The sequence below is a fragment of the Micromonospora yasonensis genome (assembly GCF_026013475.1).
GTDB lineage: Bacteria > Actinomycetota > Actinomycetes > Mycobacteriales > Micromonosporaceae > Micromonospora > Micromonospora yasonensis.
In genome coordinates this window covers 58,789-83,108 of the sequence record NZ_JAPDPH010000007.1, presented here as the reverse complement: position 1 = coordinate 83,108, position 24,320 = coordinate 58,789, and the positions used below count along the sequence as shown (strand labels likewise).

The 24,320-nt window shown below is 72.8% G+C and carries 25 protein-coding genes and 1 tRNA gene; 13 read left to right on the top strand and 13 right to left on the bottom strand.

Going from position 1 to position 24,320, the window contains the following annotated elements; all coding sequences use genetic code 11:
* The 4 genes from ONA70_RS03335 to ONA70_RS03320 all read right to left on the bottom strand — a co-directional run.
* Window positions 1-688: glycoside hydrolase family 36 N-terminal domain-containing protein (locus tag ONA70_RS03335; protein ID WP_319956146.1), on the bottom strand; the 688-nt coding region annotated here is incomplete at its 3' end.
* Window positions 685-1,596 carry a carbohydrate ABC transporter permease gene (locus tag ONA70_RS03330; RefSeq protein WP_265004818.1) on the bottom strand — a complete coding sequence of 304 codons (912 nt, stop codon included), beginning with the start codon at window positions 1,594-1,596 and terminating at the stop codon, window positions 685-687. The genes ONA70_RS03330 and ONA70_RS03335, both read right to left, overlap by 4 nt.
* Entirely contained in the window at window positions 1,593-2,549 is a 957-nt protein-coding gene (locus ONA70_RS03325) for a carbohydrate ABC transporter permease (protein ID WP_265004817.1), read from the bottom strand. Before ONA70_RS03325 ends, ONA70_RS03330 begins: the two co-directional genes overlap by 4 nt.
* A gap of 22 nt (window positions 2,550-2,571) precedes the next feature.
* Window positions 2,572-3,900 carry an ABC transporter substrate-binding protein gene (locus ONA70_RS03320; RefSeq protein WP_265004816.1) on the bottom strand — a complete coding sequence of 443 codons (1,329 nt, stop codon included), beginning with the start codon at window positions 3,898-3,900 and terminating at the stop codon, window positions 2,572-2,574.
* Between the two features lie 272 nt (window positions 3,901-4,172).
* Between ONA70_RS03320 and ONA70_RS03315 the strand changes: the two genes are divergently transcribed.
* The 3 genes from ONA70_RS03315 to ONA70_RS03305 all read left to right on the top strand — a co-directional run bounded on the left by ONA70_RS03315 (window position 4,173) and on the right by ONA70_RS03305 (window position 8,109).
* Window positions 4,173-6,194, top strand: coding sequence for a beta-galactosidase (locus tag ONA70_RS03315; RefSeq protein WP_265004815.1), 2,022 nt, complete (start codon window positions 4,173-4,175; stop codon window positions 6,192-6,194).
* A gap of 39 nt (window positions 6,195-6,233) precedes the next feature.
* Window positions 6,234-7,010: a DeoR/GlpR family DNA-binding transcription regulator gene (locus tag ONA70_RS03310; protein ID WP_265004814.1), complete on the top strand. Its 777-nt coding sequence runs from the start codon at window positions 6,234-6,236 to the stop codon at window positions 7,008-7,010.
* Window positions 7,011-7,137: 127 nt separating this feature from the next.
* On the top strand, window positions 7,138-8,109 hold the full coding sequence (locus tag ONA70_RS03305; protein ID WP_265004824.1) for a sporulation protein: 972 nt from the start codon (window positions 7,138-7,140) through the stop codon (window positions 8,107-8,109).
* 63 nt (window positions 8,110-8,172) lie between these two features.
* Here the strand turns inward: ONA70_RS03305 and ONA70_RS03300 are convergent, their stop codons facing one another.
* Window positions 8,173-8,550 carry a hypothetical protein gene (locus tag ONA70_RS03300; protein ID WP_265004813.1) on the bottom strand — a complete coding sequence of 126 codons (378 nt, stop codon included), beginning with the start codon at window positions 8,548-8,550 and terminating at the stop codon, window positions 8,173-8,175.
* 281 nt (window positions 8,551-8,831) lie between these two features.
* On the opposite strand from ONA70_RS03300, the gene ONA70_RS03295 reads away from it, so the two are divergent.
* Window positions 8,832-9,254 carry a hypothetical protein gene (locus tag ONA70_RS03295; RefSeq protein WP_265004812.1) on the top strand — a complete coding sequence of 141 codons (423 nt, stop codon included), beginning with the start codon at window positions 8,832-8,834 and terminating at the stop codon, window positions 9,252-9,254.
* Between the two features lie 56 nt (window positions 9,255-9,310).
* Here ONA70_RS03295 and ONA70_RS03290 read toward each other — a convergent pair whose 3' ends face one another.
* Together ONA70_RS03290 and ONA70_RS03285 are read right to left on the bottom strand one after the other, a co-directional pair.
* Window positions 9,311-11,530 carry a HelD family protein gene (locus tag ONA70_RS03290; protein ID WP_265004823.1) on the bottom strand — a complete coding sequence of 740 codons (2,220 nt, stop codon included), beginning with the start codon at window positions 11,528-11,530 and terminating at the stop codon, window positions 9,311-9,313.
* A gap of 293 nt (window positions 11,531-11,823) precedes the next feature.
* Complete coding sequence (locus ONA70_RS03285) at window positions 11,824-12,963, bottom strand: LolA family protein (RefSeq protein WP_265004811.1); 1,140 nt, start codon at window positions 12,961-12,963, stop codon at window positions 11,824-11,826.
* A 95-nt stretch (window positions 12,964-13,058) separates the two neighbouring features.
* On the opposite strand from ONA70_RS03285, the gene ONA70_RS03280 reads away from it, so the two are divergent.
* The 4 genes from ONA70_RS03280 to ONA70_RS03265 all read left to right on the top strand — a co-directional run bounded on the left by ONA70_RS03280 (window position 13,059) and on the right by ONA70_RS03265 (window position 16,303).
* A complete protein-coding gene (locus ONA70_RS03280) occupies window positions 13,059-13,715 on the top strand; it encodes a response regulator transcription factor (RefSeq protein WP_265004810.1) in 657 nt (218 codons plus the stop codon).
* Window positions 13,716-13,795: 80 nt separating this feature from the next.
* Window positions 13,796-15,223 carry an ATP-binding protein gene (locus ONA70_RS03275; RefSeq protein WP_406601136.1) on the top strand — a complete coding sequence of 476 codons (1,428 nt, stop codon included), beginning with the start codon at window positions 13,796-13,798 and terminating at the stop codon, window positions 15,221-15,223.
* Window positions 15,224-15,290: 67 nt separating this feature from the next.
* The gene (locus ONA70_RS03270; RefSeq protein ID WP_265004822.1) at window positions 15,291-15,791 is read left to right on the top strand and encodes a 2'-5' RNA ligase family protein; all 501 of its coding nucleotides are present in this window, start codon (window positions 15,291-15,293) and stop codon (window positions 15,789-15,791) included.
* Between the two features lie 68 nt (window positions 15,792-15,859).
* The gene (locus ONA70_RS03265; protein ID WP_265004808.1) at window positions 15,860-16,303 is read left to right on the top strand and encodes a DUF5990 family protein; all 444 of its coding nucleotides are present in this window, start codon (window positions 15,860-15,862) and stop codon (window positions 16,301-16,303) included.
* Between the two features lie 24 nt (window positions 16,304-16,327).
* On the opposite strand, the gene ONA70_RS03260 is transcribed toward ONA70_RS03265, so the two are convergent.
* Together ONA70_RS03260 and ONA70_RS03255 are read right to left on the bottom strand one after the other, a co-directional pair.
* Entirely contained in the window at window positions 16,328-17,953 is a 1,626-nt protein-coding gene (locus tag ONA70_RS03260) for a tetratricopeptide repeat protein (RefSeq protein WP_265004807.1), read from the bottom strand.
* 57 nt (window positions 17,954-18,010) lie between these two features.
* On the bottom strand, window positions 18,011-18,472 hold the full coding sequence (locus ONA70_RS03255; protein WP_265004806.1) for a MarR family winged helix-turn-helix transcriptional regulator: 462 nt from the start codon (window positions 18,470-18,472) through the stop codon (window positions 18,011-18,013).
* 50 nt (window positions 18,473-18,522) lie between these two features.
* On the opposite strand from ONA70_RS03255, the gene ONA70_RS03250 reads away from it, so the two are divergent.
* Complete coding sequence (locus ONA70_RS03250) at window positions 18,523-19,044, top strand: VOC family protein (protein ID WP_265004805.1); 522 nt, start codon at window positions 18,523-18,525, stop codon at window positions 19,042-19,044.
* 43 nt (window positions 19,045-19,087) lie between these two features.
* A complete protein-coding gene (locus ONA70_RS03245) occupies window positions 19,088-19,996 on the top strand; it encodes a hypothetical protein (RefSeq protein ID WP_265004804.1) in 909 nt (302 codons plus the stop codon).
* 92 nt (window positions 19,997-20,088) lie between these two features.
* Here the strand turns inward: ONA70_RS03245 and ONA70_RS03240 are convergent, their stop codons facing one another.
* The 3 genes from ONA70_RS03240 to ONA70_RS03230 all read right to left on the bottom strand — a co-directional run bounded on the left by ONA70_RS03240 (window position 20,089) and on the right by ONA70_RS03230 (window position 21,755).
* Window positions 20,089-20,268, bottom strand: coding sequence for a DUF4236 domain-containing protein (locus tag ONA70_RS03240; RefSeq protein WP_265004803.1), 180 nt, complete (start codon window positions 20,266-20,268; stop codon window positions 20,089-20,091).
* Window positions 20,269-20,377: 109 nt separating this feature from the next.
* A complete protein-coding gene (locus tag ONA70_RS03235) occupies window positions 20,378-20,833 on the bottom strand; it encodes an RrF2 family transcriptional regulator (protein ID WP_265004802.1) in 456 nt (151 codons plus the stop codon).
* Between the two features lie 7 nt (window positions 20,834-20,840).
* Window positions 20,841-21,755, bottom strand: coding sequence for a helix-turn-helix transcriptional regulator (locus ONA70_RS03230; RefSeq protein WP_265004801.1), 915 nt, complete (start codon window positions 21,753-21,755; stop codon window positions 20,841-20,843).
* Window positions 21,756-21,924: 169 nt separating this feature from the next.
* On the opposite strand from ONA70_RS03230, the gene ONA70_RS03225 reads away from it, so the two are divergent.
* Entirely contained in the window at window positions 21,925-22,704 is a 780-nt protein-coding gene (locus tag ONA70_RS03225; protein ID WP_265004800.1) for an SDR family oxidoreductase, read from the top strand.
* Window positions 22,705-22,774: 70 nt separating this feature from the next.
* Here the strand turns inward: ONA70_RS03225 and ONA70_RS03220 are convergent, their stop codons facing one another.
* A complete protein-coding gene (locus tag ONA70_RS03220; protein WP_007457244.1) occupies window positions 22,775-23,206 on the bottom strand; it encodes an SsgA family sporulation/cell division regulator in 432 nt (143 codons plus the stop codon).
* A 361-nt stretch (window positions 23,207-23,567) separates the two neighbouring features.
* Here ONA70_RS03220 and ONA70_RS03215 point away from each other — a divergent pair, with 361 nt between their 5' ends.
* Complete coding sequence (locus ONA70_RS03215; protein ID WP_265004799.1) at window positions 23,568-24,020, top strand: TIGR02611 family protein; 453 nt, start codon at window positions 23,568-23,570, stop codon at window positions 24,018-24,020.
* A gap of 51 nt (window positions 24,021-24,071) precedes the next feature.
* Window positions 24,072-24,143 (top strand) — tRNA-Val (locus tag ONA70_RS03210).
* Window positions 24,144-24,320 lie beyond the last annotated feature (177 nt).

Genomic DNA, 24,320 nt, shown 5'->3' with positions numbered 1-24,320 from the left:
CCAGCAGCAGCGTGGCGTCGTGCCCGGTCCGGCCGTGCCGGCCCTCGCGCACCCAGGCGCCCATCGGCCACGGGTGCCGCTGCGGTGTCCGTTCCCGGCACCAGCGGCCGGTCAGGTCGAGCAGTTCGGTGGCGACCGCCGGCACCGGCAGCACCGGGGTCAGTTCGCGTACCTCGTAGGGCCGGTCGCCGTCGTTGCGCAGCCGGTGCCGCACGGTCAGCAGCCCGGCCGCGTCCAGAGTGAACTCGACGGTGAGCGACAACCCCGCGCCCGGGTCCGCCGCCCGCACGGTCACCCGCGCGGGCCCGGCCCCGTCGCGGTCCCGCTCTTCCCCGGATACGCGCACCGCCTCCCCACCCGCCGCCACGCGGCCCGGTTCCGGGGCGACGTCGTCGACGTCCACCCCGTCGAGGCGGAAGGCGGTGGACCAGTCGCGGCCGTCGCGGTGGCCGGCCAGTCCGGGCCGGCCACTCCAGCCGGCGCTCGCCTCGGGCAGCAGGGACAGCACCATCGGCGCGTCGAAGCTGCTCGGCACCACCGGCGGGATCGTGGCGTCGACCAGGGCGGGCAGGTCGTCGGCGGGCAGCGGGCCGAGGTCGGCACCCCAGTGCACGACCCGGGGCAGCCCCGGGCCGCGTGCGTCGAGCACCAGGCTGGTCCGTGCGCGTCGCAGGTGGAGGAGGGTCATCCTTTGCTGGCTCCCAGCGTGAGGCCCCGGACGAACTGCTTCTGCAACAGGAAGAAGATCACCAGGGTGGGGATCGCGACCAGCACCGAGCCGGCCGAGACCAGGTTGTTGTCGGTGAAGAACTCGCCGCGCAGGTTGTTCAGGGAACTGGTGACCGGGAACTTGTCGCCGGTGCGCATCAGCACGGTGGCCCAGAAGAACTCGTTGTAGATCCACGTCACCTCGAGGGTGGCCAGCGCGGCCAGCGCCGGCCGGCACAGCGGCATGGTGACCTGCCAGTACTGCCGCCAGACGCTGGCCCCGTCGACCATCGCCGCCTCGTACAGCTCGTGCGGCAGGGCCTTCATGTAGTTGCTCAGCACGAAGACGCAGAAGCCGCACTGGAAGGCGACGTTGACCAGGATCAGTCCCCAGTAGCTGTCGTAGAGCAGCTCCGAGTCGCTCATCCAGGCCGGCAGCGGGATCTCGGTGAACATCCGGAACAGCGGGATCAGCAGGGCCTGCTGTGGCAGCAGGTTCGCCGCGGTGAAGAGGCCGAGCAGGGCGATGTTGACCTTCCAGCCGAACCGGGCGATCACGAACGCCACGCAGGAGGCGAGGAAGAGTGTCAGCAGCACCGCCGGGACAGTGATGTAGACGGAGTTGAGGAAGTGCTTGCCGAACTCGGCGGTCCGCCAGGCGGTGACGTAGTTATCGAAGGTCCAGCCGCCGAGCGACACGTAGCCGTGGCTGGCGGTGTACTCGTAGGAGCGCAGCGAGGTCAGGGCCGCCCAGAGGATCGGGAAGAGCCAGCCGACCGCCACCGTACCCAGGAAGAGGTGCAGGACCACCCGGGCGGGCCGCAGCGGCCGGCGGCGTCCGGCCGGCGCGGCGGCCGCCCGTTCTCGGGTCGGGATCGCCGTGGTCATCGCCGGTCCTCCCGCATCACGGTGAACAGGTAGAGGGTGATGAAGGCCAGGGAGACGACCAGCATGATCGTCGCCAGGGCCGAGCCGAAGCCGATCCGGCTCGCCTCGCCCACCACGTTCTGGGTGACCAGCGCGGAGAGCAGTTCCAGGCCGTTGCGGCCCTTGTTGACCACCCAGACGAGGTCGAACGCGCGCAGCGACTCGATCACCGTCACCACGAGCACGATGATGTTGATCGGGCGCATCACCGGGAAGACGACCCGGAAGAAGGTGCTGGTCTCCGAGGATCCGTCCACCGCGGCCGCCTCCCGCAGCGACGGGTCGACGCCCTTCAGGCCGGCCAGGTAGAGCAGCATGATGTAGCCGACGTGCCGCCAGCCGGCGGCGAACAGCACCGCCCAGATGTTCACGTGCGGGTCGCCGTACCAGTCGGTGTTCGCGCCGAGCAGCGCGTTGAGCAGGCCCTGGTCGCGGCTGTAGATGAGCTGCCAGATGAAACCGATCAGCGCGAGCGAGAGCACCACCGGCAGGTAGAGCGCGGTCTGGTAGAACCGGCTGCCGCGTAGCTCCTTGTCCAGCAGCACGGCGAGGAACATCCCGAACGGGGTGGCCACCACGAAGAGCGCGGCCAGCCAGAGCAGGTTGTGCTGCACCGCCGGCACGAACGGCGGGTAGATGTTCACCACGTCGTCGTAGTTCTTCAGGCCGACCCAGTCGATCTCACCGAGTGGGCCGATGCCGTCCCAGTTCGTGCCGGACAGCAACACGGTCGCCGCCGCCGGCAGCCAGACCAGGCCGACCACCAGCAGCAGGGGTACCAGCACCATCAGCGTGATCACCACGCGGTCGGTGCGGGAGAGGAGCCGCAGCCGGCGGCCGCGACCACCCGTGACGGTGGTCGGGGCCGGCGGCGGTACGGCGCGATCCGCTTGGATCAGGGGCAGGTCGGACACGGTGTCCTTCCCCCTTCCGCCGTCAGCTCGTGAAGATCGACTTCTTCTGGTTCTCGATGCTGGTCAGCAGCCCGCTGACGTCCTTCGGGTTCTTGATGAACTGCTGGAGGGCCGGGATCATCACGGTCGACGCGAAGTCCGGCCGGGTGTCCCGGTCGAGGAACTGGGCGATCTCGGTGGCGGAGCCGACCAGCTCGGCGGCCTTCTTCTGCAGTGCGGTGTACCCGCTGGTGTCCGCGCTGGTGTTGGCGACCAGGGTGCTCGGGTCGTTCTTCACCGTGATGTTCGCGGCGTCCTTGGAGCCCAGGTACTCCAGCAGCTTCTTGGCGTTGGCCTCGGACTTCGGCTTGCGGGCCATCATGTAGCCGTCGATCGGCGCGTCCAGGGCCTTCGACCCGATCGTCGAGTCGACCTCGGGGAAGGTGAAGAAGTCCAGGTCGTCCTGCTCGTCGTTGTTGAACTGCTGGGCGACGAAGAGGCCGAGCAGGTACATGCCGCTCTTCTTCTGCTGCAGCGACTGGGCGGCCTCCTGCCAGGTCCGGCCAAGGGCGTCCGGCTGGTGGATGGGGAGCAGCCCGGCCCAGGTGTCGAACACCTTCTTGACCTTGTCGGAGGTCCATGCCTCCTTGCCGGCCATCAGGTCGACGTGGAACTGGTAGCCGTTGATCCGCAGGTTGAGGATGTCGAAGGTGCCCATCGCCGGCCAGCCGTCCTTGTCGGCGAAGGCGATCGGGGTGAGGCCGTCCTTCTTCATTTGCGCGCCGAGGCTGTTCAACTCGTCGAGCGTCTTCGGCACCTGGTAGCCGTGCTGCTGCCAGACCGACTTGCGGTAGAAGACCGCCCACGGGTAGTACGATGCCGGCACGAAGTACTGCTTGCCGTCGTCGCCGGTCGAGGCCTTCTTGAACGCGTCGGAGTAGCCGGAGAGCTTGCCCCAGACGTCACTGAGGTCGCCGGCCAGGCCCTTGGCGGCGAAGAACCGCATCCGGTAGCCGGCGAACCAGGTGAAGACGTCGTCCGGCTTGCCCTGCAGGTAGTTGTTGATGTTCTCCTGGAACGTGTTGTGGTCGACGGTGTTGATGTTGACCGTGACCCCGGACGACGTCTTGAAGCCGTCCATCACCTTCGCGATGACGTCCTTCGGCTTCGGGTCCGACTGGTTCGAGCCGAGCGACACGGCCTTGGCGTCGCCGCCGGAGCCGGAGTCGGAGCCACAGCCGGCGAGCAGTCCCGTACCGAGCAGCGCGCCCGCGCCGGCCGCGCCGGCGAGCAGCGAGCGGCGGTTCAGGCCGGCGACGGACGGGGGTACGAGTCGGGCGAGGTACTCGGCTTGCGAGCGGGGACGGGACATTGTGCCTCCTGCGGGGAAGAGGTGCGCTGCGCCCAAGGGCCGTGACGGGTGGCGGGGTCGGTGTTCGGCAGCGATGGATTCACCGAGAATCCACATGTCCGAACACGAACAGCCGGTGGCGGTTGAAGCTACCCCTTGGTTCCGTGCTGTCAAGGGGACGGACAGACAGCGACAACCCCGTTGTGGCAAGGCCTTGACCAGGTAAACGTTGTAAATCTGTCGATGTTGGAACGTGTTGACTTGGGCGCGCTTCGGGGGCACGCTCTGCTCCTATGCGGACCTGGCACGGCGCGAGCATCTGGTACGGCGCCGACTACAACCCGGAGCAGTGGCCCGAGGAGACCTGGGCCGAGGACGTGGCGCTGATGCACCGGGCCGGGGTCAACCTGGTCTCGGTCGGGATCTTCTCCTGGGCCCTGCTGGAGCCCGCCCCCGGACGGTTCGAGTTCGGCTGGCTGGACCGGGCGCTCGACCTGCTGCACGACGGCGGGATCAACGCCGACCTGGCCACCGCCACCGCCAGCCCGCCGCCCTGGCTGGCCCACCGCCACCCGGAGACGCTGCCCCGCCGTGCCGACGGGACAGTCCTCTGGCCCGGCGGGCGGCAGGCGTACTGCCCCAGCTCGCCGGTCTTCCGGGCACGCTCGCTCGCCCTGGTCGAGGCCGTCGCCCGCCGGTACGCCGACCACCCCGCGGTGGTGATGTGGCACGTCTCCAACGAGTTGGGCTGCCACAACGTGCACTGCTACTGCGACGTCAGCGCCGAGGCGTTCCGCGGCTGGCTGCGTGACCGCTACGGCGACCTGGACGCGCTCAACGCCGCCTGGGGCACCGCGTTCTGGAGCCAGCGCTACCACGACTGGGCCGAGATCAACCCGCCGCGTACCGCGCCGACCTTCGCCAACCCCACCCAGCAGCTCGACTTCCTGCGCTTCTCCTCGAACGAGCAGCGGGCCCAACTGCGCGCCGAGCGGGAGCTGCTGACCCGGCTGGCGCCGCAGCCGGTCACCACGAACTTCATGATCGGCGCCGGCGGGAAGTACCTCGACTACCACTCCTGGGCGGCCGACGTGGACATGGTCGCCAACGACCACTACCTGATCGCCGCCGACCCGCAGCCGCAGGTCGACCTGGCCCTCGCCGCCGACCACACCCGGGGCGTCGCGGGCGGCGCGCCGTGGCTGCTGATGGAGCACTCCACCAGCGCGGTCAACTGGCAGCCGCGCAACGTCGCCAAGACCCCCGGACAGCTGCGCCGCAACAGCCTCGCGCACGTGGCCCGCGGCGCCGACGGGGTGCTCTTCTTCCAGTGGCGGGCCTCCCGGGCCGGCGCGGAGAAGTTCCACTCCGCGCTGGTCCCGCACGCCGGCCCGGATACCAAGGTGTTCCGCGAGGTCTGCCGCCTCGGCGCCGACCTGAGGGCCCTGGCCGAGGTACGCGGCAGCCGGGTCGACGCGGACGTGGCGATCCTGTTCGACTACGAGGCCTGGTGGGCCATCGAACTCGACTCCCACCCGAGCGTCGACGTCACCTACGGCGACCGGCTCGCCGCCCTGCACGGCGCGCTCTGGCGGGCCGGGATCACCGCGGACGTGGTGCACCCGGCCACCGACCTGTCGGGCTACCGGCTCGTCCTGGTGCCCACCCTCTACCTGGTCCGGGACGCCGACGCCGCCGCGCTGCGCCGGTACGTCGAAGCCGGCGGCACCGCGCTGGTCACCTACTTCAGCGGCATCGTCGACGAGCACGACCACATCCGGCTCGGCGGCTACCCGGGCGCGTACCGGGACCTGCTCGGGGTGCGTACCGAGGAGTTCTTCCCGCTGCGCGCCGGCGAGCGGGTCCGGCTCGACGACGGCGCGACCGCCGACGTGTGGACCGAGTGGCTGCACGCCGAGGGCGCGGAGGTGCTCGCCGCGTACGCCGACGGGCCGCTGCCCGGCGTGCCCGCGCTGACCCGGCACCCGGTCGGTGCCGGCGCCGCCTGGTACCTCGGCACCCGGCTCGACGACGCGGCCACCGACCGGCTCGTCGCCCGGCTGCTCGCCGAGTCCGGCGTTCGTCCGCCGGTGACCGCCCCGGCCGGGGTGGAGCTGGTCCGCCGCCGGGCGGACGACGGGCGCAGCTGGCTCTTCGCCATCAACCACACCGACGCCGAGGCCCGGCTCGCGGTCACCGGCACGGAGCTGCTCGGCGGCGGCCGGTGCGACGGCGAGCTGGTCGTCCCGGCGGGTGAGGTGGCGGTGGTCCGGGAGGAGCTCGCCACCCGGGACCGAGCGGCCGAGGCCGCCTGAGTCCGCGTACCGTGCCTCGTGCGCACAGAGGAGGTCCCCATGCTCGCCCAGCAACGGCAGAGCGCCATCCTGGAGCTGATCCGCCAGCGTGGCGGGGTCCGGGTCAGCCACCTGGTCAGCCGCTTCGGCGTGTCGGACATGACGATCCGGCGCGACCTGGAGGTGCTCGCCGAACGCGGCCTGGTGGACAAGGTCCACGGGGGAGCGACGCTGGCCGGCCCCGGCTCGGCCGACGAGCCGGGTTTCGCCGCCAAGTCGATCCGGCAGCAGGCCGAGAAGCGGGCCATCGCCGAGCGGGCCGCAGGGCTGGTCGAGCCGGGGATGGCCATCGCGCTGTCCGCCGGCACCACCACCGCCGCGCTCGCCGCCCGGCTCGCCGACGTCCGGGGCCTCACCGTGGTCACCAACTCGATCCCGGTGGCCGACGTGCTCTACCAGAACCCGCGTCCGGACCAGACCGTGGTGCTCACCGGCGGCATCCGTACCCCGTCGGACGCGCTGACCGGGCCGGTGGCCGAGGCGGCCATCGGGGCGCTCAACGTCGACCTGCTCTTCCTCGGCGTGCACGGGATGAGCCCGCGGACCGGGTTCACCACCCCGAACCTGCTGGAGGCGGCGGTCAACAAGCGGCTGATCGACGCCGCCCGGCGGCTCGTGGTGCTCGTCGACCACACCAAGTGGGAGACCATCGGCATCGCCACCATCGCCCCGCTGGAGGAGGCGGACGTCCTGATCACCGACGGCGGGCTGCCGCCGGAGGCGCGCCGCCAGATCGGCGAGCAGGTCGGCGAGCTGATCGTCGTCGACGCCGGCTGAGTCGGGCTCGCAGGCCCGGCTCACTCCGCGCGCTCACAGGCACTTCACAGTTGTGCAGGTTAGGGTCCCCTTCGTGGCCCCAAGCGCTCCAGGGTGGAGCGTGCCGACGGTGGAATCGGGAGTGCCGATGGTCTTCAAGAAGATGCTGAGCGCGTTCGGCGTGGGTGGGCCGAGCGTCGACACGGTCCTGACCAACCCGAACACCCGGCCCGGCCTGACCCTGGACGGGCACGTGAACCTGGTCGGCGGGGACGCGCCGGCCAGCATCGAGCACATCGCCGTCGGCCTGGTCACCCGGGTGGAGATCGAGGGCGGCGACTCCGAGTACGCCGGCATCATGGAGTTTCACCGGATGCCGGTCAGTGGGCCCTTCGAGCTGGCTCCGAAGCAGCAACTGTCGATCCCGTTCCAGCTCCCGGTGCCGTGGGAAACCCCGGTCACCGACGTGTACGGCCAGCGGCTGCACGGCATGACCATGGGGCTGCGTACCGAGCTGGCGGTGGCCCGGGCGGTGGACAAGAGCGACCTGGACCAGGTGGCCGTGCACCCGCTGCCGGTCCACGAGCGGATCCTCGACGCCTTCCAGGCGCTGGGCTTCCGGTTCAAGCACGCCGACCTGGAGCACGGCCACATCCACGGCGTGCAGCAGACGCTGCCGTTCTATCAGGAGATCGAGTTCTTCGCCGCCCCGCAGTACGCCCAGGCGGTCAACGAGGTCGAGCTGACGTTCGTGACCAGCCAGCGCGGCGTCGACGTGATCCTCGAGTGCGACAAGCGCGGCGGCTTCCTCACCGCCGGCCACGACGTCTTCGGCCGGTACGCCGTGCCGCACACCGACGCCGATCGGACCGACTGGGTCCAGGTGGTGGACGGCTGGCTGCGCGAGACCACCTCCCGCTACGGCAACCTGCGCGCCCACGGCTTCGGCGCCCCGCACGGTTACGGCGCCCCGCACGGACACCACGGCCACCGCGGCCCGGGGATGGGCGGCATGGTGGCCGGCGCCGCGCTGGGCGTCGCGGGCGGCCTCGTCGCCGGCGAGCTGATCGAGGACGCCTTCGAAGGCGACTTCGGCGACTTCGGCGGCGACTTCGAGTAGCGGGACGACGATGGTGGCCCTGGGGCGTACCCAGGGCCACCGTCGTGTTTCCGCTTCTGCGGGTCAGCGTCGGGCCCGGCGCTCGGCCATCGAGCGGCGCGCGCTCCCGGCCTTGGACAGGCCACGGCTGAACAGGTAGGCACCGGTCAGGACGGTCAGGAACCACCAGGCCACGTTCGGGTTGTTGACGTTCAGCCCGTTGGTGGCGGGACCCGGCCAGAACGCGGCGACAATCACGCCCGCGACCGCGATGGCGTAGATCCAGAACTCGGTGGTGAGGAACGCCTGCTTGGTTTCGGTGCCCGGCGCGGGCATCCCCTCCCGGTGGCCGTCGTGCATCACCGGCATCGGACGGGTCGGTGTCTCCTGCATGGCCGCCCGGTTCTGGATGTCGGGCGCCGGCCGGTTCATCGGCCTGGTGGATGCAGCCTGCGTGCTCATCTGGTCCTCCTCAGGATTTGATGAGTCGTTCCCTGCACTCCCTCGCCCCGCTACCGCGTTTCGGCCACGGCACGGTTCGCGTTCATGGCGGGGGCACCCCCCGTCTACCCGGGGCCCCGGAGAGGTAACGCCGGCCCCCGGCCGAATAGGAGCCGTCGGCACGGCAACCAGACATCCGGGCAGGTACGGAACGGGCCCGCCCACCGTCCGGTCGGGCCGGTTTGGGTCGCCGGTGGCCGGGCACGCACAGCGGATCCCGAGAAATCTGCGAGGTGGTTGACGTGCGTGAGGACGACATGCGGCAGGACGCGGCCCGCCGGGCCGAGGAGCGGGTCGCCGGCGGCGTGTACGGCGAGGGCGCGCTCGACGAGGTCACCGTGCCGCAGACCGACGTGACGCGGGTGATCCAGGAGGACGACCCGGACGACCCGGCGCACACCCCGGTCGACGCGAACGTGCTCCGCGACGGCGGCCCGACCGGCGGTCAGGGTGCGGTCACCACCACCGGGGGCACCGCCGGGCCGGCCAGCGCGCGCCGGGTGGCCCGGCAGCCGGAACGGCACCCGGGGAAGGTGGCGCCGACCACCACCGGCGACGCCACCACCGGCGGCCTGAGTACGCCGGCGGGCGGCTCGACCAGCGACGCCTCGGCGAGCGGCAGCCAGGTCGGCAACTTCACCGACGAGGGTGCGAACCCGGGCTGACGCCGCGACGACGGGGTGGCCTCAATGGAGGCCACCCCGTCCCGTGTCCGGTGCGGTCAGCCGGCGCGGAGGATGCCGAGGCGCTGGGTGGCGCGGGTGAGCGCCACGTAGAGGTCGCTGTGGCCGCGCGGGGACTCCGCCACGATCCGCTCCGGATCGACCACCAGCACCGAGTCGAACTCCAGGCCCTTGGCCTGCTCGGTGCTGAGCACCACCACCCGGCTGGCCAGCTCGGGCTGCTCGCCGACGGCGGCCTCCGGCAGCGCGGCGACCACCGCCGCGCCCAGCTCGGCGACCCGGCCGGTCGGCACGATCACCCCGAGCCGCCCGTCGGTCAGCCCGGCCGCCTCCCGGGCCGTCGCCTCGACCAGCTCCGTGCCGAGCCGGTCCGCCGCGACGGTACGGTCCCACGGCGGCACGCCGCTGGCGCGTACCGAGCGGGGCGGGCGCAGCGCCGGGTCGATCGCGGTGAGCACGTCCGCGGCCACCGCCATGATCTCGGCCGGGGTGCGGTAGCTGACGGTCAGCTCCTCCAGCCGCCACCGGTCCGCCACGTACGGTTCGAGGGCTTCGGCCCAGGACGGGGTGCCGGAGAGCGCCCCGGTCTGGGCGACATCGCCGACGATGGTCATCGACCGGCTCGGGCAGCGGCGCATCAGCAGCCGCCACGCCATCGGCGACAGCTCCTGTGCCTCGTCGACGATGACGTGCCCGAACGCCCAGCTCCGGTCGGCGGCGGCCCGCTGCGCGGTGGTCAGCCGCTCGGCGTCCTCCTGCCGCTCCGACAGCCGGTCGGCGTCGATCAGGTCGGTGACGCCGAGGATCTCACCGCCGTCGGCCTCGTCCTCGACGTCGATGGAGCGGGAACCGCGCCAGATCTCCAGCACGCCCTCGGCGTATTCGCGCTCCAGAGCGCGCAGCCGCTCCCGGCGGGCCACGGCCGCGCGCTCGTCCTCGCCGAGCAGCTCGGCCGCCTCGTCCAGCAGCGGGACGTCAGCCGGCGTCCAGCCGCCGGGCTCGCGGTGCAGCAGCGCCCGCTCGGCGTCGCTGAGCATCGGCGCGGCGGCGGCGATGCGCTCCTCGTCGGCGTACAGGTCGGCGAGCAGGCGCTGCGGGGTGAGCACCGGCCACAGCTCGTCCAGCGTGGCGCGGACCTCGGGCTCCTCGCGCAGCTCCCGGCGGATCTCCGCGACGTCGGCCTCGGAGAGCAGGTTCTCCCCGCCGAGCGGGTCGGCGCCGATCCGCTCGGCGACCTGGCCGGCGAGCGCGTGCACGATCTCGATGTCGAAGAGCGCCCGGGCCAGGTTGTGCGGGCGCTGCGAGCGGCGGGCCCGCTCCCGGGCCTGCCGGACCACCTCCGGTTCGAGGGTGAGGATCTCCCGTTGCGGCAGTTCGATCTCCAGCGGCTCGTCCGGCACCCACTGCCGGTCCCGGACGGCGTCCGCCAGCACCTCGGTCATCACCGCGCGCCCCTTCAGCGCGGCGGTCCGTGGCGGCTCGGTGCGCCGGGCGCTCACCCCGGGGAAGAGGTCCGCCTGGGTGCGCAGCAGCACGCCGGTCTCGGCCAGCGTCGGCAGCACCTGGGAGATGTAGCGCAGGAAGGTGGCGTTCGGGCCGACCAGGAGGACGCCCCGGGTGGACAGCTGTTGCCGGTGGGTGTAGAGCAGGTACGCGGCCCGGTGCAACGCCACCGCGGTCTTGCCGGTGCCGGGTCCGCCCTGCACCACCATGACGCCCGGCAGGTCGGCGCGGATGATCCGGTCCTGCTCGGCCTGGATGGTCTCCACGATGTCCCGCATCCGGCCGGTACGCCCGGCGTTCAGCGCGGCGAGCAGCGACGCCTCACCGGTCAGTTCCTCGTGGGCGGTGGGGGAGGCGGCCGCGATGTCGAGCACCTCGTCGTTGAGCCCGACGACCTTCCGCTCCCGGGTGCGCAGGTGCCGACGCCGGCGTACGCCCTGCGGGTTGGCGGCGGTGGCCAGGTAGAACGCCCGGGCGGCCGGGGCGCGCCAGTCCATCAGCAGCGGGTCGTAGTCGCCGCCGGTGTCGAAGATGCCGATCCGGCCGATATAGCGGCGGGATCCGTCGTCGCCGTCGAGCCGGCCGAAACAGAGGCCGCTCTCCACCGCGGAGTACTGCTCGACCTGCTCGGCGTACATCCCGACGGCGGAGTCGCGCTGGGACCGGGCCTGCAACGTGCCGCCGGTGGTCCGCAGCTCCTCGGTGAGCCGTCGGGCGGCCTGCTCCCGCATGCCGTCCAGCCGGCCGTAGAGCATCGAGACGTACTCCTGCTCGCGGCCGATCTCGTCGTCCTGGTGCAGCTCACCCGATACGTCGGAGTGCGTTGACAAGCCGGCTCCTCATCCCCTAAAATAAGCGCAAGGAATGGCTTTATTGGCCATTCCTTTTTGCGTTTGAATTGAGAAAGATACCGCGTGGCCCACCGCCGGACCAAGCTTGCCCGACCGCCCGCGACCACGTCACACCGCCGCGCCATCAAGCCCGACAACGACACCGGGGGCCCGACCGGCGCACGCCGGCCGGACCCCCGACGGGTCCGCTTCGCGGATCAGCCCTTGGCCACCTGGTAGAGCCGCTCCGGGGTGACCAGCCCGGCCAGCACCCGCCCGTCGTCGGTCAGCAGCACGCTGAACAGCTTCGACGTGAGCAGTCGGCCGCTGCCCCAGTCACCGCTGACCTTGGGCAGCGCGTCCAGCAGGCCGGCCACGTCGGCGCCGGGAAGGCCCGAACCGGCCGCCGGGACGCCCCGGCCCGGCTCCCGCGGCAGCGCCGTGGCGTCGGCGCCGCCCGCCTTCCCGGCCTGGTCGAGCCGCGCCACCAGCACCGTGGTCCAGCCCGCCCCGACGGTACGCAGGTCCGAGCCGTCCGGCCGCCGGTCGGTCGGCAGGTGCTTGCCGGGCGCCTCCGCCTTCTCCTCGGTCACGGTCACTCCCGGCGGCGGGTTGAACCGGAACTGGTCCGCGTCCGGGGTGCGGAAGTCCACCTGGGTGAAGGCCACCTCGAAGGCCGGCTCGTCGGCGCCGTCGGCCAGCACCTCGAACCGCAGCGGCACGTGCTCCTTCGCGTCCAGCGCGATCCGTACCTGGTTCACCAGGGAGTCCTTGTCGCGCGGGATGAGCACCAGCTCGTATACGCTCCGCCCGGCCACCGTGGCGGAGCGGCCGACCGTGACCTGCGTGGTCGGGTCGATCGCCGCCAGCGCCCGGTCGGCGGCGTCGGCCGGGGTGGCCGGTGCGGACGACAGGTCCTCGTCCTTCGCCGGCAGCGTCCGGTGCGACGCGGTGTTGGTCCGGCTGCTCCACGTCCACAGGTCGCGGCCGTTGCGCAGCACGTCCCGTTCGCCGAGCGTGCTGACCAGAGCCAGCCGCTGCCGGTCCGGGCCGGCGTACCAGACCCTCAGGGTGTGGGTGCCGCTGATCAGGCTGGTCAGCTCGTCGCCGCCGGCCATCCCGGCCAGGTTGGCGATCGGCGGCAGCCCGAGATCGGCGCGCTGCACGACGGTGCCGGAGAGCCCGTCGAGGCGGGACGTGCGCAGATCGTCCAGGAGTTGCGCGGCGGTACGCGGTGGCAGGGCCGGGTCGGCGGTGGCGGCGAACGTGCCGACGGCCGCGCCGCCGCCGATCACGACGGCCCCCGCGGCCACCGGGACCAGCCAGCGCAGCACGGCGTGGTTCTTCAGTACAGACATGGTGGACACCTCCTGACCGTAATGCTGCACCCCGGTCGCTGTGAGGGCGCTGAGGAGATTCCCTAGGGGTGTCACCCGGGTGGCACCCTGGACGGGTGCGGTTGCTGGTGGTGGAGGACGAGTCGCGGCTCGCGGCGGCGCTGCGCCGCGGCCTGCAGGCCGAGGGGTTCGCGGTGGACGTCGAGTCGAGCGGCCCGGCCGGCCTGGACGCCGCCCGGCACGGCGAGTACGACGCCATGATCCTCGACGTGATGCTGCCCGGCCTCTCCGGCTACGAGGTGGTGCGCCGGCTGCGCGCCGAGGAGCACTGGCTGCCGGTGCTCATGCTGTCGGCCAAGGACGGCGAGTACGACCAGGCCGACGGGCTGGACTGCGGGGCGGACGACTACCTCACCAAGCCCTTCTCGTACGTGGTGCTGCTGGCCCGGCTGCGGGCGCTGCTGCGCCGGGGCGCGCCGCAACGCCCGGCCGTGCTGACCGTCGGCGACCTGCGGCTGGACCCGGCACGGCGGCGGGTGACCCGGGCCGACGCCGAGGTCGTCCTGACCGCCCGGGAGTACGCCCTGCTCGACTACCTGATGCGCCGGGCCGGGCAGGTGGTCTCCAAGACCGAACTGCTGGACCACGTCTGGGACGCCAGCCTCGACACCGCCCCGAACGCGGTCGAGGTCTACGTCGGCTACCTGCGCCGCAAGATCGGCCGCGACCGCCTGGAGACCGTCCGCGGTGCCGGCTACCGGCTCGCCGCATGACCGGGAAAGGAAGGGCCCCTTCTTATCGCCTCCGGTATAGGAGGGGCCCCCGGTTAACACTCGGCCTGCGGGCCCGGCTGCTGCTGATCGGGGTGGCCGGGCTGAGCGCCGGGCTCGCGCTCGGCGGCCTGCTGCTGCTCGGAGCGCTCGGCTGGACCCTGCAGCGCACGGTCGACGCCGAGGCGTTCCAGACCGCCGACGCGGTCGCGCGGCTCGCCGCCGAGGACGCCCTGCCCGACCCGCTGCCGGTGGCCGGCGGCCAGCTCCGGGTGCAGGTGCTGGACGGGCAGGGCCGGATCCGAGCCGCTTCCATCGACGCCGACCGGCTGGTGCCGATGCTCCGTACCGACCAGCTCCACGCCGGGCAGCGCCAGCGCCTGGTCGTGGACGGGCGGCGGGTCGGGCTCACCGGCCCGGTACGGGTGGTGACCGTACCGGCGGGCAGTCCCACCGACCCGCTCACCGTGCTGGTCGCCAAGTCGATGACCGACGTCCGGCACAGCCTGCACGTGGTCCGGACCCTGCTGCTGGTGGGTTTCCCGCTGCTGGTCGCCGGGCTGGCCGTGGTTGCCTGGCGGGTGGTCGGGGCGACGCTGCGTCCGGTGGAGGCACTGCGCCGGGGCGCCGCCGAGATCACCGACCGGGCCGGGCCGGGGCGGCTGCCCGTACCGGCGGCCCGGGACGAGATCCAGCGGCTGGCGGTCACCCTCAACGACATGCTGGACCGGTTGTCCGCCGCGCGGGCCAGGCAGCGGGCGTTCGTCGCCGACGCCGCGCACGAGCTGCGCAGCCCGCTGACCAACATGCGGACCGAGCTGGAGGTGGCCCGGCGGCTGGGCGACGCGACGGACTGGCCGACGGTCGCCGACGACCTGCTCGCCGACACCGAACGGCTCGGCCGGCTGGTCGACGACCTGCTGCTGTTGGCCCGCCTCGACGAGGAGCCGGGCCGGCCGGGCGCGCCGCTGCGCACCGTCGGCCCGGTGGAGCTGGGTGAGCTGCTGCGCGGGGTGGCCGACCGCTACCCGTCCCGGCCGCTGCGGCTCGTGCCGCCGTCCGGGCCGGTGTGGACCGAGGGCGACCCGGCCGAGCTGCGCCGGGTGCTGGTCAACCTGGTGGAGAACGCGTTGCGGCACGCCCGCGGCGAGGTGCTGCTCGCGGTGACCGGTCCGGACCCGGACGGGCCGGTGCCCGGTCCGCGCCGCGCCGGGCCGGGGGAGCGGGCGTACCACGTGGTGACCGTGACCGACGACGGGCCGGGCATCCCGGCGGCCGACCGGGAGCGGGTCTTCGAGCGGTTCACCCGGCTGGACGACGCGCGGGCGCGGGACGACGGCGGCGCGGGGCTGGGCCTGGCCATCGTGCGGGAGCTGGTCCGCCGGGCCGGCGGCACCGTCGACCTCGTCGACGCGGCTCCCGGCGCGACGGCGGGCGCCGGGCCGGGACTGAGGGTGAGTGTCCGGTTGCCGGCGCTGGTCGATCCGGAGGCGGACGATGCGTCGGCGTAACTCGGTGGATAGTCAGCCGTGGTGCTCGGAAACTGCGGGGATGACTCCGACGCAAACCGCGTTGATCGTGCCGGTGGTCGAGGCCGAGCAGGCGGTGGAACAATTTCGGGCCTCGCTCGACCCGGCCGCCGCGTGGGGGGTGCCCGCGCATGTGACCGTGCTCTATCCGTTCCTGCCACCGGACCGGATCGACGATGAGGTGCTCACCACGCTGCGTCAGACCTTCGCAGCGATCCCCCGCTTCGACGTGACGTTTACGCACGTCGACTGGTTCGGCGACAGCGTTGTCTGGCTCGCGCCGAGACCTGACAGCGGGTTCCGTGATCTCACCGCGGCGGTGTGCCGGCGGTACCCCGAGGCGCCGCCGTACGAGGGAGAGCACATCGAGGTCGTGCCGCACCTGACCATCGGGCAGGACGCTGCGGCAGAGGTGATGAGCAACGCGGCCGAAGCCGTCTCCGCGCACCTGCCGCTCCACGCCGCCGTGGACGTGGTCCGACTCATCGCGGGGGCACCGGCCCCGAACGCCTGGCACACGCTCTGCGAGTTTCGGCTTGGCCGCTCGTAGGCCCTTGACTGCCGCATCACCTCTGCTGGCCGGAGGCACTGTCGTCATCGCGGCCTAGAGTCGGGGAAATGCGGATCCGGATCGAGGGCAGTGACCTGCCGGGGCGGCGCGCCGGTGCCGAGGCCGACGGACTCCGGCTCGGCAACGTGCACGTGGGAGTGCAGTGCAAGGCCGAGGTGGTCGACCGGGTACCGGCCGACGCGCCGGAGGCGATCTGGCAGTTCGAGGTCACCAGCCGCGAGCTGGACGGGCTGCTCGACGTCGGCGGGCCTTGGGTGCACGGGCGCCCGGGAGCCCGGTTCCTGTACCTCAGTTGGGGTGCGGTGACGGACGACCGCTTCGAGATGTTCCGCCGAGCGAAGCTGCTGTTCGGTGACATCCCGGCCGAGTTGCTGCGTGCCGCGCATGACGGTGCCGGGATGCTGGTCGGCCGGCTCCGCCTGACCGATGCCGACGGCGGGCCGCTCTGTGCCCGGGTCCGCCCGCCCGACATCACCTGGACCGTGGAGTGAGCCCGGGGCAGCGCCAACAGGTCGTCAACCCCGCCGGGTGCAGACCGGGGCGGCCCGGGCGACGGTATCGGTGGACCAGACCACCGCGACGGTGAAGCAGTAGTCCTGGGTGCGGCTCAGCCCGTACGCGATGTAGCTGTCGGTGCCGGCCGGTAGCTCCTCGAAGGTGTGCTGGGTGTCCCGTGAGCGGCCCCCGGCGATCACCACCGGTCCTTCCGCGCCGGCCGGGTACGTCCAGCTCAGCACGATGCTGTCCCGCCGGTCGGCCAGCCGGACCCGACCCGGCGGGGTGCCCGGGGAGGCGGGGGCGGCCTGCGGCGTACCGGTGGGCGCGGTCGAGGTGCCGCTCGACGGCGGGCCGGCGGTGGTACGCGCCGGCGCCGGGGTGCTCCGCGAGCGGTCCACCCGAGACACCCCGGCGACCACCGCGATCGTGCCGAGCAGCAGGGCGACGATCACCCCGGCCACCACCAGCGGCAGCCACGGCGTGGCCCGGCGCTCGGGCGCGGGCGGGCGGGGCACGTGCACCGGCAGGTAGGGCGACGGCGGCTCGGGTTCGGTGGCCCCCGGGACCCGCCGCACCCCGGCCGGCTCCGCCTCGGTCAGCCCGACCACGGTCGGCGGCAGCGCGCTCTGCGCGGCGGCCCACTCGTCGAGGGGCTGCTCCTCCGGCGGCCACCAGTTGTCCGCCGGCCCGGCGAGGTCGTCGTCGGCGTCCGGGGGCGTGCGCGGGACGGGCACGTGCGCCGCCTCGGCCGGGCCGGCCGCGCGGTCCGGCGGGTGGTGGAGCAGCGGCTCCGGCGCCTCCTCGGTCCGGTCCGGCGAGGGCTCCGGCGCCTCCTCCGTGGTGCGGTCCGGCGGGTGGTAGAGCAGCGGCTCCGGCGGCCCCTCGGCGGCCGGGGGGACGCGGGCGGCGGGCACCACCGGGGTCTCACCGGCCGGCGGTTCGGGTTCGACGCAGACGTGGTCCGGGTCGGCGGCGGCCCGGGCCAGCGTGGCGACCTGCGCGGCGAGCGGGTCGTCGGCGGCCAGGTGCTGGGAGCACAGTTCCTGGGCGAGCGTCAGGTGCTCGTGGGACTCGGCGTACCGGCCGCAGTCGCGCTCCATCGCGCCGAGCTTGGCCAGCATCTTGATGCCGCTGGGGTGGCCGTCGCCGTACACCTCGCGGTGCAGGTCCCAGGCGTCCTGGAGGCGGTCCCGGGCGACCTCGCACCGGCCCCGGGCGTACTCCACGGTGGCCAGGTCGGCGTGCGCGGCCAGCACCCGCTGCGATTCGGGGCCCTCGCGAGCGGTCAGCTCGATGATGACGTCGGAGTAGAGCCGGGCGGCCCGGGCGTCGCTGCCGACCCGGTGCAGCACGGCGGCCAGGGTGGCGGCGGCGGTGACGGTGCGCTCGTCGGAGCGGCCGTAGAGCCGGGTGGCCGCCGCGTACGCGAAGGCGGCCCAGCCGCGTGCGGAGTGCGGCTCACCGAGGGCGACCAGCACCCGGGCCTGGAGGCCGGCGGCGTCGGCCAGCTCGGAGGAGGCGTTGGCGGGACGCGGATCGGCGTCGGTCAGCGCGTCGGCGAGCAGCCGCTGGGCCCCGGCGAGGTCGCCTTCGGACACCAGGTGGTGCGCCTGGAGAGTCAGTTCACCGAAGCCGGAGGACACGCCCCATCGTGCTCATCCGACGACGGTAAGTACAAGCCCCGGAGTGGATCAGTTTGGTCAGGATCCGGTCAGGTGGTCGGCGAGGGTTTCGCTGATCCGGCGGAGCTGGTCCACCTGGGCGGGGCTCAGCGCGTCGAAGAGGTGTCGACGTACCCCCTCGACGTGGCCGGGCGCGGCGGCGGCGAGGGTGGTGAAACCGTCGTCGGTGAGTACCGCGATCTGGCCGCGCCGGTCGGTGGGGCAGTCCTTCCGGCGGACCCAGCCGGCCGCCTCGAGGCGGGCGACGGCGTGCGAGAGCCGGCTGCGCGAGGAGCCGGTGGCGTCGGCGAGCTCGCTCATCCGCATGCGCCGTTCGGGGGCCTCGGAGAGTCGGACCAGGATCTCGTAGTAGGCGTGCGGCATCCCCGCGTCGCGTTGCAGCTCGCGGTCGAGGGTGTCCATCAGGGCCCGGCTGGCGGCGAGGAAGGCGCGCCAGGTTCGCTGCTCGTCGGGGTTCAGCCAGCGGGTCATGACGACCATCATAGGGCATGTTGTTGAACGCTCAACCAAATCGGGGTACCGTCGACGGCATGGGAATCTTCCGGCTCAACCACGCCGTGCTCTACGTCCGTAACCTCGAGCGCAGCGTCGCCTTCTACCGCGACGTGCTGGGCTTCCGTCCGGTGCCGATGACGCCGGACGGGTTCCGGGGCGCCGCCTTCCTCCAGGCGCCCGACTCCACCAACGACCACGACCTCGGCCTGTTCGAGATCGGCGCCGCCGCCGGCCCGTCCCCGGCCGGCCGGGCCACCGTCGGCCTCTACCACCTGGCCTGGGAACTCGACACCCTGGACGAGCTGGCCGCCACCGCCGAGCGGCTCTCCGCCGCCGGGGCCCTGGTCGGCGCCTCCGACCACGGCACCACCAAGAGCCTCTACGGGCAGGACCCGGACGGGCTGGAGTTCGAGATCGTCTGGATCGTCCCCGTCGACCTGCTCGACGACGACGCCCTCGCCGCCCGCAAGCGGATCGGCCGCCTCGACCTCGACCGGGAGCGGCGGCGCTACGGCGGCCAGACCCGTGGCGGGGTCGGCATCTCCGTCCCGGCCTGACGCACCGCCGCACCGGTCGCGGCGCCGGTGGTAGAACGGCACCATGTCGACCGACACCGTCCTGCGCGAGCTGCTCGTCCGGCAGCTCGACCACTGGCTGCCGGGAGCGTTGCACCGCTCCCGGCGGGCCACCCTGGCCCTCGCGTACGCCGGGGACGACACCGCCGGCGCGGAGGCCGCGCTGCGGGTGGTGGCCGAGTTCGCCGACCGGCTGCGCGGCCGGCGGCTGACCGTGCTGGTGCTCGCCGAGGGCGGCGCGGACCTGCCGGCCCGCCTCGGCGCGGCCGAGGCCGGCCTGCCGGCGGACGTGGCCGTGCACGTGGTGCCCGGCCACCCGGACCGGCTGCCGGTGGCGCTCAAGGCCGCCGGCGCGGCCGGCGCCCCACTCCTCGCCGTGGTCGACGGCGGCGCGCCCGACCCGGCCCTGCTGGCCGCCGTGGCCACCGGCCGCCCGGCCGAGCTGCTGCTGGTCACCGCGCCCGGTCGACCCGTCCGGCAGGCCCTGGCCGCGGCCGGGTTCCCGCTGGTCACCGAGGTGGAGCTGGTCCCCGCCGAGGGTGGGGCGGCCCGGCTGCTGGCCTATGCCAGCGGCTCCGACCGGAGCCTCGAAGCCGTCAAGGACGCGCTCTGGGCGGTCGACGAGTACGCCGGGGTCCGCTACCGGGACCCGGCCGACCCGGCCGGGCGACTGCTCGACATCAGCCTCGCCCCGGACCCCGGCCCGCTGCGCCGGGAACTGCTGGCCGAACTCGCCCGCTCCGGCCCGCGTACGGTCACCGAGCTGCGCCGCTTCACGGCCACCTCGACCGTCTACCGGGCCGCCGACGCGAACCGGGCGCTGACCTCGCTGCTCGCCTCCGGGGCGGTGACCCGCGACCCCGAGCACGGCCGGCTCGGCGGCGACGCGGTGATCAGCACCGCTCCGGCCGGGGACGCCGCGTCATCCGCCTGACCACGAAGGACGCCCGAGCCGGACGATCGGATGCCCGGACGTCGGGCGGGGTGCCGAAGAACCCCACCGGCACCCCGCCCGACCTCGGGACGTCACGCCCGGGACTTGTCCTGCTTCCAGGACAGCGGCCCCGGCAGGTCGACCCGGTGGGCCCGGGTCCGGGAGTTCCACGACCACTTGCCGATCTTGATGCTCCAGGACGAGAAGCCGTGCTCGGTGAAGTTCAGGATCAGCGGGCCGAACTTCTGCCGCTTGCGGAACACGATGCCCATCGCCGGGCTCCTCTCGTATCGCTGGCTGCCTCTGCCGCATCGAACATGCCCGAAGCGCTGTTCCGCGAAACCGGCCCGCCTCCGCCATGGACGGTGACCGGAGCGGGGGTCAGCGGGGTTCCCAGGCGCCGGGGAGGCCGGTCAGCTTGCGGACGTGGGCCGGAAGGCGGCCGGTGACCAGGTCGGCGAGGCTCACCTCGTCGACCACCCGACGCACCGAGGCGCGCACCGCCACCCAGAGCCGGGGCAGGTTCTCCGCCGCGCCCTCGTACCGGGTCTGCTCGGGGCGCATCCCGCGTACCCCGGCCAACGGGCCGTCGACGGCCCGCAGGATCTGCCCGACGGTGACCTCGCGCGGCGGCCGGGCCAGCGTGTAGCCGCCCTCGGCACCGCGCTGCGCCCGGACGATCCCGGCCCGGCGCAGGTCCGCCAGCACCGCCTCCAGGAACTTGCGGGGCATGTCCTGCTCGGCGGCGATGGCCTGGGTGGACAGCAGGCGGGGGTACGCCTGGGCCAGGCTCAGCGCGGCCCGGACCGCGTAGTCGCCGCGCGCGGAGATCTGCACGCTGCCATCATGCCTGGGGCGCCGGGCTGGGGGAGTCGGCGGGCGGACGGGGGCGCACCATGCGGACCGGGATCGGCCGTGCCCGGGCGGCCCGGAACGCGCCCGGGCTGACCCCCACCTCGCGGGTGAAGAATCGGCCGAAGTTGGTCGGCTCGGGGAAGCCGAGCCAGCGGCCGATCCGGGCGATCGGCTCGTCGGTGGCGGCGAGCAGTCGGCTGGCCTGCAACGCCACCCGCTCGTCGATCACCTGCTTGGCGCTGCGGCCGGTCACCGCCAGGCAGGCGCGGGTGAGCGTACGCACCGAACAGCCGAGCCTGGCGGCGTAATCCTCCACCCGGCGGGTGTACTGGTAGCCGCGTTCCACCTCCCGGCAGAGCCGGCGGAAGGTCTCCGTCTCCGCCCGGTGCTGCGCCGGTCCCTCGGCGACGGGCAGCAGGCTCAGCCGCAGCAGCAGCACGGCGAGCTGGTGGCGGAGCAGCGGCGCGGCGGCGGGTATCCTGGCGTGCCGGTCGGCGTCCACTGCCAGCTGGGTCACCTCGCTGATCACCGCGTCCTCGTCCTCCCCGGCGAGCTGCCGGTACGTCGGCACCGCGTCCGGGTCGACGTCCAGCCCGCGCAGCGTCCCGGCGCCCCAGCGCACCACCGTGGCGTCCAGCTGCGGGCCGAGGCAGCGCAGCACCTGGCCGGGGCGGACCCGCAGCAGCGTGCCGGGCCGGCAGGGCAGCGCCCGGAAGTCCAGCTCGGCCGTGCCGTGACCGCCGGTGACCAGGATCAGCAGCTCGGCGTCGAGCAGGACCGGGCGGGGCCAGCCGGACTCGGGCGCGAGGTCGGCGAGCGCTCCGGTGGCGATCTCGTCGGCACCGGGTCGGAGGGGAGGCAGGTCGGTACGGCTGGACGGGGGGCGCTGTCCGGTAGTGACCATCGACTCGACGTTAACCGGCCGAGGTGCATCCTGCATCTCGGCATTTCCACCGCTCGGGGCCGGTCTTGTCGCCCCGGACGCGGGACAGTTAGGTTACCGATCGGTAGCGCCAGGGTCGCCGGACCGCCGGACCGGCCCGCGACCACCGCCGACTCGCGATGGGATGGGCATGACGGATCTGTTCTCGGTCGAAGGTAAGACGGTCCTGGTCACCGGTGGCTCACGAGGGATCGGGCTGATGATCGCCCGGGGCTTCGTGCAGGCCGGCGCGAAGGTGATCATCTCCGCACGGAAGGCCGACGTCTGCGAGACCGTGGCCAAGGAACTCGCCGCCGAGGGCTCGTGCGAGGCGATCCCCGCCGACCTCAGCCACGACGAGGGCGCGCTGGGGCTGGCCGCGGCCGTGCGGGAACGCACCGGCGACCGGCTCGACGTGCTGGTGAACAACGCCGGCGCCACCTGGGGCGCGCCGCTGGAATCGTACCCGGAGAGCGCCTTCGACAAGCTCTGGGCGGTCAACGTCAAGGCCGTCTTCCGGCTCACCACCGCGCTGCTGCCGGCACTACGCACGGCAGCCACCGCCGACGACCCGGCCCGCGTGATCAACATCGGGTCGATCGACGGCCTCCGCGTGCCGTGGATGGAGGTGTACGCGTACTCCGCCACCAAGGCGGCCGTGCACATGCTCACCCGCAACCTCGCCCACCAGCTCGCCGGCGAGCGGATCACGGTCAACGCGATCGCGCCGGGGCCGTTCGAGAGCAAGATGATGGCCTTCGCGCTGGACGACCCGGCGTCCCGGGCGGCGATCGAGCAGCAGGTGCCACTCGGGCGGATCGGCCGGCCCGAGGACATGGCGGGTGCCGCGATCTACCTGTCGTCGCGGGCCGGGGCGTACCTGACCGGGGCGGTGATCCCGGTCGACGGTGGGATCACGACGCACGGCTGACGTCGTACCCCTGGCTGACGGCCCGGGGCCGCGCGGACTCGGCAGATCCGCGCGGCCCCGTGGTACGTCGTCAGCGGCCGGCGAGCAGCCGGTTCACCGCCGTGTCGACGTCCAGGTGCTCGGCCTCGCGGCCGCGCGGGACGACGACGTAGGTCCGGCGCAGGAAGCGCACGAGAACGCTGCGCGGGACCTCGAAGAGGGCGTTGCCGTCCGGGGACGACAGCGCGAGCGCGACGAAGTCGCCGCGCGGGGTGGCCCATGGCCACACCCGGACGTCGCCGATGCCGGCCGGCTCGTCGAGCCCGGTGACCAGCAGTTCGCGGGCGAACGACCAGCTCACCGCCTCGCCGCCGGCAGATTCGGCGTGAAATAGGACGTGGACCGCATACGGGTCAGCAGGGTCGTAACGCAGACTGGCACGCACCGGCAATGCGGTGGCGTCAGGCGCGACGAGCCTTAGCGACGTCTCGACCTCTACGGTCGTCGGTCGGATGACACTCATGGACGTTCTCCCCCCGGCACCGCTGCGGAACGCGCGTGTCCCGCTTTTCCCATACTCAGGCGCTACTCCTGGCTACGCTCCGCCATACGCTGACTTCACCCAGTGGTGGGAAGGGGGTTGGAACGCCTCCGAGAACGTGAAAATTCTTGTAGGATTCCGCTTCGCCCAGTCCGTGATCCCGCCCGGCAACGGGTGGTTCAGTCGTCGACTTACTCCGGTAACGTCCAGTCGTCAGCAGGGGTGACGGTCCCGGGCGACACTGGGGGTGGAAATGGTCCTCGGCTCCACTGAGGAACCCGTCGCGACCATGGCCGGCCCACCGAAAGGAGCGGCCCGAGCAGCCGAAAGGCGGGGGAACGAGGTGCCAGTCGACAGTGATCCGCAGGGTGGCGGAGTCTCGCTCGCGGAGCGCCGTCGCCGTGGCTGGCGGGGGCGGCTGCACACCACCCTCGAGCTGATCCGGGCCAACCCCACCGGCCGCATCGCGCTCAAGATCTTCATCGGCGCCCTCGGCGCGATCATCGTCACCGTGGGTATCGCCCTCATCCCGCTGCCCGGCCCCGGCTGGCTGCTGGTGATCGCCGGCCTCGGCGTCTGGGCCGTCGAGTTCCACTGGGCCCGCCGGCTGCTCGCCTTCACCCGCCGCAACGTCCACGCCTGGACGCGTTGGGTGACCAGGCGGTCGCTCGGAGTGCGCTTCGTGCTCGGCGTCGTCGGGCTCGTCTTCGTGTCCGTCGTGGTGTGGCTGTCGCTGAAGTACAGCCTCGGCATCGACCTCGTCGCACAGGTCCTGCACTACCTCGCGACGCACTGAACCCCGGGTTTTTGGTCCGCGGTCTCGATCAGGTAGAGTCATCGGCGCTGAGGGCGATTAGCTCAGCGGGAGAGCGCTTCGTTCACACCGAAGAGGTCACTGGTTCGATCCCAGTATCGCCCACGCAGGTCAAAGGCCACTTCCCGGGTTCGGGAGGTGGCCTTTCTGCTTCCGTACAGCAGCGAAGTACAGCAATGGTCAGCGGGCGGGTGACGAGCAGGCGAGGGGATGTCCGCCTGTGCTGTTACTTTGCCGGCCGTGAATGATCAGTTGACGTGGATCGACCGGATCATCGACGTG

What these genes read in the sequence shown, in the direction of transcription:
- ONA70_RS03320 (WP_265004816.1), bottom strand. Translation starts at nt 3,900, where the DNA reads ATGTCCCGTCCCCGCTCGCAAGCCGAGTACCTCGCCCGACTCGTACCC.
- ONA70_RS03300 (WP_265004813.1), bottom strand. Translation starts at nt 8,550, where the DNA reads ATGAGCACGCAGGCTGCATCCACCAGGCCGATGAACCGGCCGGCGCCC.
- ONA70_RS03265 (WP_265004808.1), top strand. Translation starts at nt 15,860, where the DNA reads ATGCGGATCCGGATCGAGGGCAGTGACCTGCCGGGGCGGCGCGCCGGT.
- ONA70_RS03220 (WP_007457244.1), bottom strand. Translation starts at nt 23,206, where the DNA reads ATGAGTGTCATCCGACCGACGACCGTAGAGGTCGAGACGTCGCTAAGG.
- ONA70_RS03285 (WP_265004811.1), bottom strand. Translation starts at nt 12,963, where the DNA reads ATGTCTGTACTGAAGAACCACGCCGTGCTGCGCTGGCTGGTCCCGGTG.
- ONA70_RS03330 (WP_265004818.1), bottom strand. Translation starts at nt 1,596, where the DNA reads ATGACCACGGCGATCCCGACCCGAGAACGGGCGGCCGCCGCGCCGGCC.
- ONA70_RS03255 (WP_265004806.1), bottom strand. Translation starts at nt 18,472, where the DNA reads ATGGTCGTCATGACCCGCTGGCTGAACCCCGACGAGCAGCGAACCTGG.
- ONA70_RS03315 (WP_265004815.1), top strand. Translation starts at nt 4,173, where the DNA reads ATGCGGACCTGGCACGGCGCGAGCATCTGGTACGGCGCCGACTACAAC.
- ONA70_RS03290 (WP_265004823.1), bottom strand. Translation starts at nt 11,530, where the DNA reads ATGCTCTACGGCCGGCTGGACGGCATGCGGGAGCAGGCCGCCCGACGG.
- ONA70_RS03230 (WP_265004801.1), bottom strand. Translation starts at nt 21,755, where the DNA reads ATGGTCACTACCGGACAGCGCCCCCCGTCCAGCCGTACCGACCTGCCT.
- ONA70_RS03250 (WP_265004805.1), top strand. Translation starts at nt 18,523, where the DNA reads ATGGGAATCTTCCGGCTCAACCACGCCGTGCTCTACGTCCGTAACCTC.
- ONA70_RS03245 (WP_265004804.1), top strand. Translation starts at nt 19,088, where the DNA reads ATGTCGACCGACACCGTCCTGCGCGAGCTGCTCGTCCGGCAGCTCGAC.
- ONA70_RS03310 (WP_265004814.1), top strand. Translation starts at nt 6,234, where the DNA reads ATGCTCGCCCAGCAACGGCAGAGCGCCATCCTGGAGCTGATCCGCCAG.
- ONA70_RS03240 (WP_265004803.1), bottom strand. Translation starts at nt 20,268, where the DNA reads ATGGGCATCGTGTTCCGCAAGCGGCAGAAGTTCGGCCCGCTGATCCTG.
- ONA70_RS03305 (WP_265004824.1), top strand. Translation starts at nt 7,138, where the DNA reads ATGGTCTTCAAGAAGATGCTGAGCGCGTTCGGCGTGGGTGGGCCGAGC.
- ONA70_RS03225 (WP_265004800.1), top strand. Translation starts at nt 21,925, where the DNA reads ATGACGGATCTGTTCTCGGTCGAAGGTAAGACGGTCCTGGTCACCGGT.